Annotated in this window: 18 protein-coding genes; 8 read left to right on the forward strand and 10 right to left on the reverse strand. The window is 73.6% G+C overall.

Going from position 1 to position 15,284, the window contains the following annotated elements; genetic code table 11:
* Positions 1 to 58 precede the first annotated feature (58 nt).
* Together AB0P03_RS32580 and AB0P03_RS32585 are read right to left on the reverse strand one after the other, a co-directional pair.
* Complete coding sequence (locus tag AB0P03_RS32580; protein WP_363632217.1) at positions 59 to 1,735, reverse strand: RICIN domain-containing protein; 1,677 nt, start codon at positions 1,733 to 1,735, stop codon at positions 59 to 61.
* A 235-nt stretch (positions 1,736 to 1,970) separates the two neighbouring features.
* Positions 1,971 to 2,210, reverse strand: coding sequence for a chaplin (locus AB0P03_RS32585; protein ID WP_363587791.1), 240 nt, complete (start codon positions 2,208 to 2,210; stop codon positions 1,971 to 1,973).
* Positions 2,211 to 2,441: 231 nt separating this feature from the next.
* Between AB0P03_RS32585 and AB0P03_RS32590 the strand changes: the two genes are divergently transcribed.
* The 4 genes from AB0P03_RS32590 (at position 2,442) to AB0P03_RS32605 (ending at position 4,045) form a co-directional block, all read left to right on the forward strand.
* The gene (locus AB0P03_RS32590) at positions 2,442 to 2,693 is read left to right on the forward strand and encodes a chaplin (RefSeq protein ID WP_363374899.1); all 252 of its coding nucleotides are present in this window, start codon (positions 2,442 to 2,444) and stop codon (positions 2,691 to 2,693) included.
* Positions 2,694 to 2,928: 235 nt separating this feature from the next.
* Complete coding sequence (locus tag AB0P03_RS32595) at positions 2,929 to 3,171, forward strand: chaplin (RefSeq protein ID WP_363587789.1); 243 nt, start codon at positions 2,929 to 2,931, stop codon at positions 3,169 to 3,171.
* Between the two features lie 105 nt (positions 3,172 to 3,276).
* Positions 3,277 to 3,546, forward strand: coding sequence for a chaplin (locus AB0P03_RS32600; protein ID WP_063348863.1), 270 nt, complete (start codon positions 3,277 to 3,279; stop codon positions 3,544 to 3,546).
* 118 nt (positions 3,547 to 3,664) lie between these two features.
* Positions 3,665 to 4,045 (forward strand): hypothetical protein, encoded by a 381-nt coding sequence (locus AB0P03_RS32605; protein ID WP_363632219.1) that lies wholly within the window; start codon positions 3,665 to 3,667, stop codon positions 4,043 to 4,045.
* Positions 4,046 to 4,124: 79 nt separating this feature from the next.
* Here AB0P03_RS32605 and AB0P03_RS32610 read toward each other — a convergent pair whose 3' ends face one another.
* Positions 4,125 to 4,781, reverse strand: coding sequence for a hypothetical protein (locus AB0P03_RS32610; protein WP_363617823.1), 657 nt, complete (start codon positions 4,779 to 4,781; stop codon positions 4,125 to 4,127).
* Positions 4,782 to 5,083: 302 nt separating this feature from the next.
* On the opposite strand from AB0P03_RS32610, the gene AB0P03_RS32615 reads away from it, so the two are divergent.
* From AB0P03_RS32615 to AB0P03_RS32625, 3 genes are all read left to right on the forward strand, one after another.
* The gene (locus AB0P03_RS32615) at positions 5,084 to 5,428 is read left to right on the forward strand and encodes a hypothetical protein (protein ID WP_030232098.1); all 345 of its coding nucleotides are present in this window, start codon (positions 5,084 to 5,086) and stop codon (positions 5,426 to 5,428) included.
* Between the two features lie 76 nt (positions 5,429 to 5,504).
* Positions 5,505 to 5,849: a rodlet layer protein gene (locus tag AB0P03_RS32620; RefSeq protein WP_363587783.1), complete on the forward strand. Its 345-nt coding sequence runs from the start codon at positions 5,505 to 5,507 to the stop codon at positions 5,847 to 5,849.
* 239 nt (positions 5,850 to 6,088) lie between these two features.
* On the forward strand, positions 6,089 to 6,355 hold the full coding sequence (locus tag AB0P03_RS32625; protein ID WP_063348859.1) for a hypothetical protein: 267 nt from the start codon (positions 6,089 to 6,091) through the stop codon (positions 6,353 to 6,355).
* A 100-nt stretch (positions 6,356 to 6,455) separates the two neighbouring features.
* On the opposite strand, the gene hemB is transcribed toward AB0P03_RS32625, so the two are convergent.
* The 7 genes from hemB to AB0P03_RS32660 all read right to left on the reverse strand — a co-directional run bounded on the left by hemB (position 6,456) and on the right by AB0P03_RS32660 (position 13,825).
* Positions 6,456 to 7,436 carry a porphobilinogen synthase gene (gene hemB, locus AB0P03_RS32630; protein WP_363587781.1) on the reverse strand — a complete coding sequence of 327 codons (981 nt, stop codon included), beginning with the start codon at positions 7,434 to 7,436 and terminating at the stop codon, positions 6,456 to 6,458.
* A gap of 67 nt (positions 7,437 to 7,503) precedes the next feature.
* Positions 7,504 to 9,153, reverse strand: a complete 1,650-nt coding sequence (locus tag AB0P03_RS32635; RefSeq protein ID WP_363587779.1) for a bifunctional uroporphyrinogen-III C-methyltransferase/uroporphyrinogen-III synthase — start codon at positions 9,151 to 9,153, stop codon at positions 7,504 to 7,506.
* Positions 9,150 to 10,160 carry a hydroxymethylbilane synthase gene (gene hemC, locus AB0P03_RS32640; protein ID WP_363587777.1) on the reverse strand — a complete coding sequence of 337 codons (1,011 nt, stop codon included), beginning with the start codon at positions 10,158 to 10,160 and terminating at the stop codon, positions 9,150 to 9,152. The genes AB0P03_RS32635 and hemC overlap by 4 nt, the downstream gene beginning before the upstream one ends.
* Positions 10,161 to 10,201: 41 nt before the next feature.
* On the reverse strand, positions 10,202 to 11,539 hold the full coding sequence (locus tag AB0P03_RS32645) for a glutamyl-tRNA reductase (RefSeq protein WP_363632221.1): 1,338 nt from the start codon (positions 11,537 to 11,539) through the stop codon (positions 10,202 to 10,204).
* A gap of 97 nt (positions 11,540 to 11,636) precedes the next feature.
* On the reverse strand, positions 11,637 to 12,524 hold the full coding sequence (locus AB0P03_RS32650; RefSeq protein WP_363587805.1) for a redox-sensing transcriptional repressor Rex: 888 nt from the start codon (positions 12,522 to 12,524) through the stop codon (positions 11,637 to 11,639).
* 107 nt (positions 12,525 to 12,631) lie between these two features.
* Positions 12,632 to 13,378 (reverse strand): 3'-5' exonuclease, encoded by a 747-nt coding sequence (locus tag AB0P03_RS32655; RefSeq protein ID WP_363632223.1) that lies wholly within the window; start codon positions 13,376 to 13,378, stop codon positions 12,632 to 12,634.
* A 162-nt stretch (positions 13,379 to 13,540) separates the two neighbouring features.
* A complete protein-coding gene (locus tag AB0P03_RS32660; protein ID WP_063348853.1) occupies positions 13,541 to 13,825 on the reverse strand; it encodes a glutaredoxin family protein in 285 nt (94 codons plus the stop codon).
* 119 nt (positions 13,826 to 13,944) lie between these two features.
* Between AB0P03_RS32660 and AB0P03_RS32665 the strand changes: the two genes are divergently transcribed.
* A complete protein-coding gene (locus AB0P03_RS32665) occupies positions 13,945 to 15,006 on the forward strand; it encodes an HAD-IB family hydrolase (protein ID WP_363632225.1) in 1,062 nt (353 codons plus the stop codon).
* Positions 15,007 to 15,284 lie beyond the last annotated feature (278 nt).

A 15,284-nucleotide genomic window follows, 5' to 3' on the forward strand; every position in this document is an offset into this window, starting at 1 on the left:
CCCCGGGGGGGCCCCCCCCCGGGGGGGGGGGGGCCCCCCGCCGCGGAGGTGCCCGGGATCAGCCGTGGAGGTAGACGATGCCGAGTTTGGTGAGCTGCCAGAGCTGGGTCGCGGCGCCGGTGTCGGTGGCGAGTTCGACGGCGGGGTTGCCCTTGGCGTCGAGGGTGGTGCCGGGGGCGATCACCTTGGTCGGGTCCTGGGAGTCGGCGATCTTGTAGCGGCCACCACCGGCCGGCTTGAGGACCCAGTGCTGGTTGCCGCCGCCGTTGCAACGCCACTGCTGGATGCGGGTGCCGGCGGTGGTGGAGGCGGCGTTGGCGTCCAGGCACATGTCCCGGTTGCCGCTGAAGTCGAGCTCGTAGCTGCCGCCGGCCTTGGCCTCCAGGACGAAGGACTGGTTGAGCCCGCCGGTGGCCGGATAGGTGATGGCGGCCCGGCCGTTGGTGGAGTCGCCGTAGGTGCCGCCGCCGGTGAGGTCGAGCGCGTTGCCGCTGGCCGCGTTGGTGAGCTGGTACCAGGAGCCGTCCTCGGGGACGTCCGCGAACGGCTGCCCGGGGGTGAGCGGCTGGATGGAGGTGGTGTTCTGCTGGTTGAGGGTGCAGTAGGCCTGCGCCAGTTCGGGCTTGGCGAAGAACTGGCCGAGGCAGACGCCCTCGCCTCGGTAGCCGGCCACCCTCAGGTGGTACGACTGGCGGACCATGTTCATGCACAGCCCGGGGATGCCGATCTGCGAGTCGCAGCCGTTGCGGGCCCACTCGGCGAGGTTGATGACGTCCCCGTTGCTGTACTCGTACGGGGAACTGGTCCACTCCGCGCAGACCTCGTGGCCGAAGGCGACCCGCCGCTGGTCGAGGTAGCGCACGCCGGGCACCTGCTCGGCGGCGCCGCGCAGCGCGTCGCTGAAGGTCGGCACCACCCAGTTGTGGCCCCAGGCCAGGTCCTCGGGGAAGGCCGGGCAGCCGTCGGCGACCTTGCCGAGGTAGTCGTTGCGCCGGATGTCCGGGGTGATCGGATTGAAGTACGACTGGTAGACCAGCTGGTACGAGGAGTCGGCGTAGCCCGCCTTCCGCATGGTCTGCCGGATGTTCTGGAGCGCGGCGACGACCTTGGGCTGGACCCGCTTGGCGCGCTGGACGATCTCGTCGCTGCCGATGGTGTCGCGGCAGCCCTGGTCCTTGGGGATCGGGAAGTACTGCGCGAGGCAGTGCATCATGATCCCGCTGAAGTCGAAGTCGTCGTTGGCGCCGATCGTGACGACGACCATCTTCACGTCGTACCTGCCCGCCGCGTCGGCGAGTTTGACGTCCTGTTTGGGCTCGCCGAAGTCGCCGCTGCCGGAGCCGGTGACCTTGGCGAGTTCGGGATCGCTGACCAGGTCGCCGGTCTGGGCACCGGAGCAGGCGAGGTCGATCGGGGTGACCCCGGGGATGTCGGTGACGAAGATCTCCGACTTGGGGTGCCGGTGGCAGTAGTTGGTGGGGCTGTCGGTCTCCGGGAAGTAGCCGTCGTTGGTGTCGGTGCCGGCGCCCTCCCCGGAGATGGCGCTGTCGCCCAGGGCGACGATGGCGGCCGGGCGGGTGGCGCCGGCCGCGGGGGCCGGGTCGGCGAGGGCGGCGGGGGCGCCGGCCAGGCCGAGGGCGGCGACGAGGGCGCCGGTGGCGAGCAGTGCGCCGTACGGGGAGCGGCGCGCCACCGTCCGGGGCCGCCGCGCCGCTGTCAGTCGGGACCTGATCACACGCGACTCCTTGCGGGGGGGGGTGGGGGGCCGCCCGGCCGGGCGCCGAGCGGCGCGGAGCAAGAAAGGTGAGCAGGTCTCATATTCTAGGTACTGACAAGTAACGCAACAAGGCTTGCGACACCGCCGGAACCTGACGCCCCGACACGCCCCCGGACATGCGGAGAGCCGCCGCCCCGCGCCCCAGGAGGGAAGCGCGGAACGGCGGCTCGTACCGGCCGAACCGGGAGCAGGATCAGCCCAGGTTGGCGCAGTGGTTGCCGAACGCCGGGTTCAGCAGGCCGATGATGTCGATGGTGTTGCCGCACAGGTTGACCGGCACGTGAACCGGAACCTGAACCTGGTTGCCCGAGATGACACCGGGGGAACCCGCGGCGACACCCTCGGCGCCGGAGCTGGCCATCGCGGTGCCGGCGCCGGCGGCCACGATGCCCACCACGGCCGCGCCGACGGCGGCGGTCTTCTTGATGCTCATACGAGCCTCCTGACTGTTCATACAGAGATGCACGGGGAGTGCGACATCAAGAACGACACCCACCCGGGCCGGTTGCGACAGTGGACGCACTGTCACCCATCCGGCCCAACGGGGACGGCGACCGGCATTCGGGTGATCAGCGGACCGGACCGTTTCCCCTCGCGCGGTGCCTCGTTCTCTCTGGCGGAACACGATCCACCCGGTCCCCTTCACACGAATCGAGTACCGCCCATGCGCAAGCTCGCCCACGGCGTCGTCGGCACCGCGGCCAGCGCCGCCCTGCTCGCCGCCGGCGCCGGCGTCGCATCCGCCCACCACCTGCACGGCGCGTCCGCCGAGGGTGTCGCGGCCGGCTCGGCCGGCGTGGTCTCGGGCAACTCAGTGGAGGTGCCCGTGCACATTCCGCTCAACGTGTGCGGCAACTCGATCGACGTGGTGGGCCTTCTGAACCCGGCGTTCGGCAATAACTGCCTCAGCGCCTGACCGGGAATTCCCCTGGTCGCACCTCCGCCCGAACCGCTCCCGGCCGTGCGGGAATTGTTCGCGAGGTGCTGGAAGAACGCGGCGGCCGCGTCGACGCCCGAGCCATGGGCGAAACACGCCGGTGTGCGCCGCCGGAGTGACAATCACGGCAATCCCCAGAAGCCAGCGGGTGAGTATTCGTGCTCGCCCGGCTCCCGACATTTCCCATCCGTCGGGCAGAAAACGGAGGAAAGACATGCGCAACTTCAAGAAGGCCGCCGTCCTGTCCCTGGCCGCCACCGGTCTGGTCCTCGGTGCCGCCGGCGGTGCGTTCGCCAGCTCCGGCGCCGAGGGCGTGGCCGCCGGCTCCCCCGGCGTGCTCTCCGGCAACCAGATCCAGATCCCGGTGCACGTCCCGATCAACCTGTGCGGCAACTCCATCAACGTCATCGGCCTGCTCAACCCGGCGTTCGGCAACACCTGCGTCAACGCCGGCTGAACCGGCCGTCGCCGCACCGTCGACAGCTGATTCACCGAGTGCCGCGCCCCGCGACGCCGGGGCGCGGCACGCTCCACCCGTGTGTGATCGAGGAGATCAACCCCCATGCAGAACGTGAAGAAGGCCGCCGTCCTGTCCGCCGCCGCTGCCGGCCTGGTGCTCGGCGCGGCCGGGTCCGCCGCCGCCAGCTCCGGCGCCGAGGGCGTGGCCGCCGGCTCCCCCGGTGTCGTCTCCGGCAACCAGGTCCAGATCCCGGTGCACATCCCGGTCAACCTGTGCGGCAACTCCATCAACATCGTCGGCCTGCTGAACCCGGCGTTCGGCAACAGCTGCGCCAACGTGGAGCTCCCCCCGCCGCCCGCGGACGACTGCTGATCCCCGATCGGCACCCGTTCCGGCCGTACTGCCCCCCGACCAGCCGGCCGGGGGGCAGTTCGGCATCCCCGGGCGGCCGGTGGCCGTCCGGCCCCCGATCCACCGAAGGGTGATCCGCATGGTTTCGAAGAAGAGCGGGGCCTGCCTGGTCGTCGCCGTCGGCGCCACGGTGCTGCTCGGCACCGGCTCGGCGCAGGCCGCCACCACGACCGGTTCGGCCCCCGCGTCGGGCCCGGCCAAGCTGGCGAAGACCGATGTCGGTCAGGCGCTGAACGGGACGACCTCCGGCCTCGGCTACGGGCTCGCGCCGGTCAAGGACCTGCGCCTGGACCCGTGGGCGAACTCCTCGGCCGACGTGCTCAACAACGGCGCGACCGTCAAGCCCGACCAGGGCCTGGCCCCGGTCGGCACCGGCGGGCTGACCGGCCCGCTGAGCGCGGGCGGCGGCATCCGGGACCTCCCGCTGGTCGGTGGGCTGACCGGCGTGCTGCCGGGCTGAGCCGCCCGGCGCAGGCGGGAGCCCGGCACCCCGGTCGCGTCCGGGGTGCCGGGCTCCACCGTGCCCGGAGCCGCTGGGCTCAGAGCTGGGTCAGGTCGGTCAGGCCGGTCTGCTGCACCACGCCGGTGGTGGTCGCGGTGGTGGTCGCGGCCAGGTCGCCCACCTTGTCGGTGACCGAGATCGGGTGGTCGTCGTCGCCGAGGCTGGCAGTGGCACCCGGAACGGCCTGCACCGTGCCGGTGACCAGTCGCGGGTCCACCTCGCCCACCTTGAGCCGGCCGTCGGCCAGCTGGCCGGTGCCGTCCTGGACGAGGGCGAGCGGCTTGCCGACGGCGAGGCCGGGGGTGTCGGCGTGCAGCGGCGCGGCCGGGGCCTCCAGCAGCACCTGGCCGAGGTCGGCGCCCTGGTCGACCAGCGGGAGCGGCAACTGGGCCTTGGCGCTCGGGCCGACCTTCCCGGTCTGCAGCTCGGGGACCAGCCGGTCCGGGATGAGCTCGGTGCTGGTGGTGCGGCCGGGCGCCGGCGGCAGGAGCAGCGAGGTCGGGATGCCGGCCGTGACGCGGCTGCCGAGCGGGGTGAGCGGAACGTCCGCCGGGACCTGCTGGGTGGCCAGCTTGTCCTCCAGGGCACCGACCTGGTCGGGGCTGACCGGGGCGGCACTGGCCGCTCCCTGGGAGGCGAGCATGCCCGCACCGACCGCCAACAGCATCGCGCCGGCCCGCTTGGAGAACTTCATGCTTTTCACCGTTCTGCCTGTCCGTACTGGAGATCCCTGAAGGGAGGGGCTGCGGGGCGCAGCCGGAAAGCAATCTGCCTCAACGAGTGACCGTGAGTACGGATTGCGGCGGTTAACCGGTTCGGCCTAATAATCCGACCGGAAACCACTCTTCGACGCGCCTCCCGGACTCTTTTCAAAAATCCCCGTAACCTTCCGTGCCGTCATTCTTTGATCTGGACGTCAGTGACTGCAGACCGGGTCTGAGCGTTCTACGCGTTGTACGCACGGAAACCAAGAGCATTTCAGAGAGGGATCTCCCCATGATCCAGAAGTCCTTCGCCGCCGCCGGCCTGGCCGTCGCCGCGCTGGCCGCCGCCGCCGCGCCCGCCTCGGCGATCGGTGACGCGGACGGCGCCGCAGCCTCCATCGAGGGCAACGGCGGCACCAACTTCACCGGCACGGTCGGGAACAACAGCCCGAACTTCCACTTCCTGGACAACGCGAACGTCTGCCTCCCCGAGATCCACAACATCGCGGTGGGCGTGCTCGGCGTGGCCGTCCCGGTCGAGGTCCCGATCGCCAACAGCGGTGGCAAGCAGTACTGCACCCAGGGCCAGGGCACCCAGAGCCACGGCGACGCGGGCGTGTCCCACCTGATCGGCTGACCGTTCCCCCAGCTGCACTCCCCTGAACCACCCTTCGAATCGCTCCCCGATTCACCCCTCGAGAGGAAAACCGGAAATGATCAAGAAGTCCCTCGCCGCCGCCGGCCTGGCCGCCGCCGCCATCGCGATGTCCGCCGGCTCGGCCTCCGCCATCGTCGACTCGGACGGCGCCGCCACCTCCGTCCAGGGCAACGGCGGCACCAACCAGACCGGCACCCACGGCAACGGCAGCCCGAACTTCCACACCCTGGACAACGCGAACATCTGCCTGCCGGAGGTCCACAACATCGCCGTCGCCGTGGTCGGCGTCGCGGTTCCGGTCGAGGTGCCGATCCTGAACAGCACCCCGAAGCAGATCTGCAACGTCGGCCAGAACACCCAGTCCTCGGGCGACGCGGGCGTTTCGCACCTGATCGGCTGATCAAGGGGCACGGCACGGACGGAGGGCCCGGGGAGGTACGTCTCCCCGGGCCCTCCGGGCGCTACGGGCGCTCGAGGCGCCACGGGCGAGGTGTCCGGCCGGCCGCCGCCGAACAGGCGCGGACCGGCCGGGTGAGCGGACGTTCGGACCGGCGCGTGGGGTGCCGACCCGAACGGCCGGATGTGATCACGTGTCAGAGGCAGCGCCCGCCGGGGCGCTCCGAAAGAGAGGGCATTTCCATGAAGAGCAAGCTGGCCAAGGCCGCACTGACCGCCACCGCCGCGCTGGCGCTCGCGGGTGCCGCCACCCCGGCGTTCGCGCACGTCGGCTTCGCGGGCGGCGGCGAGTTCGTCGCCTCGGGCGACCAGCCGTTCGTGGCCGGTGCCGGCTTCGGCGTCGGCCACACCAGCGACGTCATCGCCGGCGGCTTCGGCGGCGGCGCCGCCACCTCCACCGACGTGATCGGCGGCGGCGAGGGCTTCGCGCACATCAACGGCTGGAAGTAGAACCCGGAAGGCCGGGCCGCCCCCACGGGGAACGGCCCGGCCTTCTCGTTGCCCGCACCGCCCCGAGCGAGCCTGAGGCGAGCGGGCGAGTGACCGCCGACTACTTGAGCATCGCGGCGGCCTCGACCGCCCAGTAGGTGAGGATCTGCTCGGCGCCGGCGCGGCGGATCGAGGTGAGCGTCTCCATGATCATCCGCTCCCGGTCGATCCAGCCGTTCGCCGCGGCCGCCTCGACCATCGCGTACTCGCCGGACACCTGGTACGCGGCGACCGGCACCGGGGAGGCGTCGGCGACCTGGCGCAGGATGTCCAGGTAGGCCATGGCCGGCTTGACCATCACCAGGTCGGCGCCCTCGGCGAGGTCCTGCTCCAGCTCGCGCAGCGCCTCACGGGCGTTGGCCGGGTCCTGCTGGTAGCTCTTGCGGTCGCCCTTGAGCGAGGAGCCGACCGCCTCGCGGAACGGCCCGAAGAACGCCGAGGCGTACTTGGCGGTGTAGGCGAGGATGCCCACGTCCTGGTGCCCGGCCTCGTCCAACGCCCGCCGGATCACGCCGATCTGGCCGTCCATCATGCCGGACGGGCCGACCAGGTGGACCCCCGCGTCCGCCTGCACCCGGGCCATCTCGGCGTAGCGCTCCAGGGTGGCGTCGTTGTCCACGCTGCCGTCGGCGGCCAGCACGCCGCAGTGGCCGTGGTCGGTGTACTCGTCCAGGCAGAGGTCGGACATGACCACCAGGGCGTCGCCGACCTCGGCGACCACGTCGCGGATCGCCTGCTGGAGGATGCCGTCCGGGTTGGTGCCCTCGCTGCCGGTGGCGTCCTGCACGGCCGGCACGCCGAACAGCATCAGGCCGCCCAGGCCCGCCTCGGCCGCCTCCACCGCGGCCTTGCGCAGGGTGTCCCGGGTGTGCTGGACCACGCCCGGCATGGAGGTGACCGGGACGGGCTCGCTGACGCCCTCGCGGACGAACAGCGGCAGGATCAGCTCCGCCGGGTGCAGCCGGGTCTCGGCGACCAGGCGGCGCATCGCCGGGCTCTGGCGCAGCCGGCGCGGGCGTACGTACGGGAATTCAGCGGACACGGCTTCTCTCTCCGAACGGTTGTGCAGTGCCGGGGGCGACGGATCGCCGCCCCCGGTCCCGAGGGTGTCAGCGGGCCTTGCGGCGCGAACCCGGACGGCGCTCGCTGGGCCGGTAGACCGGCTCGCCGGCGGCCGTGGCGGTGTCGCGGCGCCTGGCCCCGAAGTCTGCCAGCGCCTGGGCCAGCGCGGCCGCCGACGGCGCCGGGGCCATCACGTCGACCCGCAGGCCGTGCTCCTCGGCGGTCTTGGCGGTGGCCGGGCCGATGCAGGCGATGACCGTGACGTTGTGCGGCTTGCCCGCGATGCCGACCAGGTTCCGCACGGTCGAGGACGAGGTGAAGAGCACCGCGTCGAAGCCGCCGCCCTTGATCGCCTCGCGGGTCTCGGCCGGCGGCGGCGAAGCGCGCACCGTCCGGTACGCCGTCACGTCGTCGACCTCCCAGCCCAGCTCGACCAGGCCGGCCACCAGGGTCTCGGTGGCGATGTCGGCGCGCGGCAGCAGGACCCGGTCGATCGGATCGAACACCGGGTCGTACGGCGGCCAGTCCTCCAGCAGGCCGGCCGCGGACTGCTCGCCGGAGGGCACCAGGTCCGGCTTCACGCCGAAGTCCACCAGGGCCTGCGCGGTGGTCTCGCCGACCGCCGCGACCTTGATCCCGGCGAACGCGCGGGCGTCCAGGCCGTACTCCTCGAACTTCTCCCGGACCGCCCGGACCGCGTTCACCGAGGTGAAGGCGATCCACTCGTAGCGGCCGGTGACCAGGCCCTTGATGGCCCGCTCCATCTGCTGCGGGGTGCGCGGCGGCTCGACCGCGATGGTCGGCACCTCCTGCGGCACCGCGCCGTACGAGCGCAGCTGCTCGGACAGGCCGGTGGCCTGCTCCTTGGTGCGCGGCACGAGCACGTTCCAGCCGAACAGCGGCTTGGTCTCGAACCACGAGTGCGAGGACCGGTGGGCGACCTGCTCGCCCACCACGGCTATCACCGAGGTCGCCGGGTCCACCGGGGCGGAGACCGGCGAGGGCAGCACCCGGGCGGCCTTCAGGTCGGCGGCGATGCCGGACAGGGTGGAGGTGAAGGTCCGCTGGCGGGTGGTGGTGCCGGAGAGCGTGGCGCTCAGCGCCGACTCCGGCTTGCGGCCGTTGGCGACCAGGGCGCCCGCGGTGGCCGGCAGCTGGCCCAGGGTGGTCCGGACCACCAGGGTGGTCTCCGGCGCGCCCAGGTCCACCGGGCTGCCGGCCAGCAGCGCGGTGCCGTCCACGAAGCGCACGTCGGTGCCGGCCGCACCGCGCAGCGGGACGCCCGCGTACGCCGGGACGCCGACCGACTGGGCGACGCCCGGGATCACCTCGAAGGGGATGCCGTCGCCGGCGCAGCTGAGCATCTCCTCGGCGGCGCAGCCGTCCAGGCCCGGGTCGCCGTCGACGGTGCGGACCACGTGCTTGCCGGCCCGCACGGCCTCGGCGACCAGCCGGGCCAGGTCGAAGTCCGCGCCCTCGGCGGCCGGGGTGTGCACCTGCACACCGGCCGGGCAGTGGGTGCGCACGGCCACCGCGGTCAGCGGGTCGGCGACCAGGATGTCGGCCGAGGACAGCACCTCGACCGCGCGCAGGGTCAGCAGCCCCGGGTCCCCGGGGCCCGCGCCCAGGAAGGTGCACCGTCCGGTGGCGGACTGGCCGCCCGGGAACGGGGTTTCGGTGGCGGCGGTGGGGCTCATCGGGCTCGCTCCCCCATCAGGGTGGCCGCGCCCGCGTCGAGCAGCCGGGCGGCCAGCGCGCGGCCGAGGGCCGTCGCGTGCTGCTCGGCGGTCTCGTCGAGGACGATCGGACCGTTGGCGGACATCTTCAGCAGGGCGGCGCCGTCGGGGTCGCCGACCACGCCCTCCAGCCGCAGTTCGTTCGGTCGGACCCAGGTGGCCAGCGCGGCCACCGGAGCCGAGCAGCCGGCCTCCAGGGTGGCCAGCAGGGCCCGCTCGGCGACCACGGCGACCCTCGTGGGGGCGTGGTCCAGGGCGGCGAGCGCGGCGGTCAGGTCGGTGTCGGCGCTGGTGCACTCGATCGCGAGCGCGCCCTGGCCGGGGGCCGGAACCATCAGCTCCGGGTCGAGGTGCTGGGAGATCTCGGCGCTGCGGCCGAGCCGGTTGAGGCCGGCCGTGGCCAGCACCACCGCGTCCAGCTCGCCGCTGGTCACGTAGCCGATCCGGGTGTCCACGTTGCCGCGGATCGCGACGGTCTCCAGCGCGGCGCCGCGGGCGGTGGCCCAGGCGTTCAGCTGGGCCATCCGGCGCGGCGAGCCGGTGCCGATCCGGGCCGGGCGGCCGGCGCCGGCCAGCTTCTCCACCAGCTCGTCCAGGGTCAGGCCCTCGGCGGCGACCAGGGCGTCCCGGGCGTCCTCGCGCTCGGGGACGGCGGCCAGCGCCAGGCCCTCCGGGGCGGCGGTGGGCAGGTCCTTGAGCGAGTGCACGGCGAAGTCGATCCGGCCCTCCAGCAGCGCGTCCCGCAGGGCGGAGACGAACACGCCGGTGCCGCCGATCTGCGCCAGCGCCTCCCGGGAGGTGTCGCCGTAGGTGGTGATCTCGACCAGCTCGACGGGGCGCCCGGTGACCCGGGTGACCTCGCGGGCCACCATGCCCGACTGGGCCATGGCGAGCGCGCTGCGCCGGGTGCCGAGCCGCAGGGTCGCGGTGGCGGCCGGAGTCTGCTCCGTGATCGGTTGACCATTCATGAGGTGATCGTCCCGGTGGTACTCGTGGGATGGCTGACGGTTCATCTGGTGCCCCCGCCCGAGGGCTGGGGGCCGCCGACGGGTGTGCCCGACACGGCGTGCACGGCCGCCGGGTCGAGGTCGAACAACTCGCGCAGCGCGTCCGCGTAGGAGGCGCCGCCGGGCTCGGCGGCCAACTGCTTCACCCGGACGGTCGGGGCGTGCAGCAGCTTGTCGACGACGCGGCGGACGGTCTGGGTGATCTCCGCGCGGGAGCGCTCGTCCAGGTCGGGCAGCCGGGAGTCCAGCCGGCCCAGCTCGGCGGAGACCACGCCGGAGGCCATCGCCCGCAGCGCGACCACGGTCGGCGCGATCCGGGCGGCCCGCTGGGCGGCGCCGAAGGCGGCCACCTCGTCGGCGACGATCCGGCCGACCTGGTCCACGTCACCGGCGCCGGGGGTGGCCGCGTGCGCGCGGGAGAGGCTCTCCAGGTCCACCAGCAGGGCGCCGGGCAGCTCGTGCACGGCGTGGTCGACGTCGCGCGGCATGGCCAGGTCGAGCAGGGCGAGCGGCTGGTCGGCGGTGCGGGCGGCGACCGCGGCGGCCACGTCCCCGGCCTTGACCACCACGCCGGCCGCGCCGGTGCAGGAGATCACCAGGTCGACGTCGGCCAGCGCCTCCGGCACCTTGGCCAGGTCCAGGGTGCGGGCCACGCCGGAGCCGAGGATCTCGACCAGGCGCTCGGCGCGGGCCGGCGTCCGGTTGGCGATCAGCACGTCGGTGACGCCGGAGCGGACCAGGGTGGCGGCGGCCAGCGAGCTCATCGAGCCCGCGCCGACCACCAGCGCCCGCTTGCCGGCGATCTCGCCCGCGCCCGCCGCGACCTGCTCCAGGCCGAAGGTCACCAGCGACTGTCCGGCCTTGTCGATGCCGGTCTCGCTGTGCGCCCGCTTGCCGACCCGCAGCGCCTGCTGGAACAGCTCGTTCAGGCCGCGCCCGGCGGTGTGCTCCTCCTGCGCGGTGGCCAGCGCGTCGCGCAGCTGGCCGAGGATCTGGCCCTCGCCGACCACCATCGAGTCCAGGCCGCAGGCCACCGAGAACAGGTGGTGGACGGCGCGGTCCTCGTAGTGGACGTAGAGGTGGGAGGTCAGCTCCTCCAGGTCCACCCCGCTGTGATGGGCGAGCAGCAGCGACAGCTCGGCAACGCCGGCGTGGAACTTGTCCACGTCCGCGTACAGCTCGATCCGGTTGCAGGTGTTGAGCAGCGCGGCCTCGGCGACGGTCGCGGTGGCGGCCGCGTCGTGCAGCAGCCGGGTCGGCACCTCACCGGTCAGCGCGGCGCGCTCCAGCACGCCGACCGGCGCCGTGCGATGGCTCAGTCCAACGACGAGAAGACTCACGCCCGCCCCCAGGTCCCACGGTTGTCCGTACTCATGCCGCCCCGCACCGCTCGGCGGGCGCTTCGCACGACCTGCGTCCTGCGGCTGACTCGCTCGCTCATGCGGGCATCACCGCGGGGAGATCGCCCTCCCCGCCCTTGCCGGACTGGCCCTGCTCGGCCTGGTCCTTGGCCGCGGTCTCGGCGGTGCCGCGGCCCTTGCCGCTGCCGCCCGCCGCGCGGCGCAGCTTGGCCGCCGCCGCCCGGACCGGGCCCGGGGCGCGGTCCAGCACCGACTCGGTGCGGTCCGGCTCCTCGCCGGCCTTGCGCTGCTCGTGGAAGGCCAGGATCTGCAGCTCGATGGAGAGGTCGACCTTGCGCACGTCCACGCCGTCCGGGACAGTCAGCACGGTCGGGGCGAAGTTGAGGATGCTGGTGACGCCGGCCTCCACCAGCCGGTCGCAGACCTGCTGGGCGGCGCCGGGCGGGGTGGTGATCACACCGATCGAGACGTGCTGGCTCTCGACGATCGACTCCAGCTCGTCCATGTGCCGCACCGGCAGGCCGGCCGCGCTGCCGCCGACCACGTTCGGGTCGGCGTCCAGCAGGGCGGCCACCCGGAAACCGCGGGAGGCGAAGCCGCCGTAGTTGGCGAGGGCGTGGCCGAGGTTCCCGATGCCGACGATGACGACCGGCCAGTCCTGGGTCAGGCCCAGCTCGCGGGAGATCTGGTAGACGAGGTACTCGACGTCGTAGCCGACGCCGCGGGTGCCGTAGGAGCCCAGGTAGGAGAAGTCCTTGCGCAGCTTCGCCGAGTTCACGCCGGCGGCGGCGGCCAGCTCCTCGGAGGAGACCGTCGGCACCGAACGCTCGGAGAGCGCGGTGAGCGCGCGCAGGTAGAGGGGGAGGCGGGCGACGGTCGCCTCCGGGATGCCCCGGGCACGCGAGGGTCGGCGCGCGGCGCCCTGGTCGGGCGTCTGCGAACTGCTCTGTGGTGATCGGCCGATTGCCACGGTGCTCCTGTGGGTGAAGCTGGGCTTTGGCAGCCAGGCTATGCGTTTGTGAACGTGTGCACAAAGATGGTGTCCGTTTTGTCCCCACACAGTGATGCGCATCACGCCGTCGAGCCCATAGCACCGCGCTCCGTCAGGAGGACGGCCGGGGCGGGCACCCCGGGCAGCCACGGGCCGTACGGCGCCTCCCGGCGCACCAGCGGGACGGGCGTGCCGGACGGGCGGGAGCGGGCCCGGCCCAGCCGCGGCCAGGGCACCCGGGCCGCCTCGCGCAGCGGGCCCGCCCAGTCGTCCGGCGGGCAGGACGGGACGCCGACGCAGTGCCGCAGCAGCTCGGCGGTCACCCGGGCGTCGCCCAGCGCGGTGTGCGCCGGGTACCAGCCCAGGCCCGCCGCCTCCACGCAGGCCGCCAGGCCGTGGCCGCGGGCCTGCGGCAGGTGGGCGCGGGCCAGCCGCATCGTGCACAGCAGCGGCACGGGCGGCAGCGCGACCCCGATCCGGGCGAACTCGCGATCCAGGAATTTGTGGTCGCAGCTGACGTGGTGACCCACCAGCACCCGGCCGGCCAGCAGCTCCAGCAGCCGCGGGGCGATCTCCCGGAAACGCGGGGCGCCCTCGACGTCCGCCTGGTGTATCCGGTGCACGTGGGTCGGACCGACCGGGCCCAGCGGGTCGAGCAGGGTGGCGAACTCCCCCTCCGGGCGCAGCCGCTCGTCCAGCAGGACCACCGCGATCTCGACCACCCGGTGCCGCCACGGGCTGCGGCCGGTCGCCTCCACGTCCACCACGGCGAAGCCCCTGGCGCCCGGCGGGGCTTCGGGCGTCCCAGGGGTCGGGCCGGGAAGCATGGCGGCACTCCTCGCGTGCTCAGCCCCCCTCGGGCGCAAACGCGTTCGATCGTAAGCCGACCAACCGGCCCCGGCCCAAGCCGGACCGGGGTGTCTTTGACAACGATTCGGCGAACCGCCCCCGCCGAGTGGCGGGGCGGCAGCGGCGGTGCGCGGGAGCGGTCAGCCGCCGAGGGCGGCGCGCAGGCGGCGCTCGTCGACCCGCCAGAAGTCGTGCTGGCGCCCGTCGATCAGGGTCACCGGGATCTGCTCCCAGTAGCGCCGGTACAACTCCTCGTCCTGGGTGATGTCCTTCTCCTCGAAGGTCGCGCCCAGCTCGCCCGCCACCCGGACGATCACCTCCCGGGCGTCGTCGCACAGATGGCAGCCGGGCTTGCCGACCAGGGTCACGGTGCGGTCGGCCGGCGCGGGCTTCGGGCTCTTGTCACGTCGCAGCAGTGGGCTCACCCGGCCATTGTCCGCCCGCCCGGCGGCCGCCCCGCCGGCGCCCGGGACCGCCCGGTGTTCACCGCGCGGGCACGCCGCCGTCACGGCCGCCGCGCGCCCGGCTGGCTATGCTCGATGACATGGCCGTGCTCCGAAGGCTCACCCAGGCGAAGCGTTCCACCACCGAGCGGAGCGCCCTGGCGGGCGAGGCTGCCGCCGAGGCGGCGGCAGCTGCGCTGCAGGCCGAGCCGGAGTCGGCCACCGCCCCCGCGGAGAGCACCGCGCCCGCCGGGAGCACCGCTCCGGCCGAGGTCGCCGCCGGGAGCACCGAGAGCGCCGAGAGCGCCGGGAGCGCCGCGCCCACCGCGGGCAGGCCCGGCAAGGCGCCCAAGGCCCCGGCCGAGAACCACACCCCCGAGCCGGGCGACCCGCGCGCCGCCGCGTTCTTCGACTGCGACAACACCATCCTGCGCGGAGCCGCGATCTTCTACCTCGGGGTCGGCCTCTACCGGCGCGGCTTCCTCACCCGCCGCGACATCGCCCGGTTCGCCTGGCAGCAGGCCTGGTTCCGGCTGAACGGCGCCGAGGACCCGGAGCACATCTCGGACGCCCAGCACACCGCGCTCGGCCTGGTCGCCGGGAAGAGCACCGCCGACCTGGAGGCGATCTGCGAGGAGGTCTTCGAGCAGGTCGTGGCCGACAAGATCTGGCCCGGCACCCGCGCCCTGGTCCAGATGCACCTGGACGCCGGCCAGCGGGTCTGGCTGGTCACCGCCGCCCCGCTGGAGGTGGCCCGGGTGATCGCCCGCCGGCTCGGCATGACCGGCGCCCTGGGCACCGTCGCCGAGGCCGACGGCGGCCGGTACACCGGCCGGCTGGTCGGCGAGCTGCTGCACGGCCCGGCCAAGGCGGCCGCGGTGCACGCGCTGGCCCGGCACGAGCGGCTGGACCTCGACCGCTGCGCCGCGTACAGCGACTCGGCCAACGACATCCCGATGCTCTCGCTGGTCGGCCACCCGTACGTGGTGAACCCGGACGGCGCGCTGCGCCGCCACGCCCGGGCCCAGGGCTGGCGGGTGCGGGACTTCCGGACCGGCCGGAAGGCGGCCCGGGTGGGACTGCCGGCCGCGGCCGCGCTCGGGGTGCTCGCGGGTGCGGCGGCCGCCGGGGTGGCCCTGAACCGCCGCCGCCGCTGTGCCTGACGGGCTTCCGCCACCCCCGGTCGCGCCCCCAGCCGACAGGCCTGCCCGCGGCCTCCCCACGGCCTCCCCACGCGGGCGACCAGCCGTCAACCAGGCCTCTGACCTGGCCCCTCGTACGGGCGAACTCCCGTTTCCGGTACGGCTTTCCGGCCCAATGAACGAACCTGTCACCCGGTGACTGGTTCTGATCGTTCGCCAGACCGGGAAAGTCGGGGGTTGCCGGGCCTCAAGACTGGGAAACCACCGGCCTGACCGCCGAATTGGTCACCCTGGGCGCC

Source organism: Kitasatospora sp. NPDC088779 (assembly GCF_040685395.1).
Taxonomy (GTDB): Bacteria; Actinomycetota; Actinomycetes; order Streptomycetales; family Streptomycetaceae; genus Kitasatospora.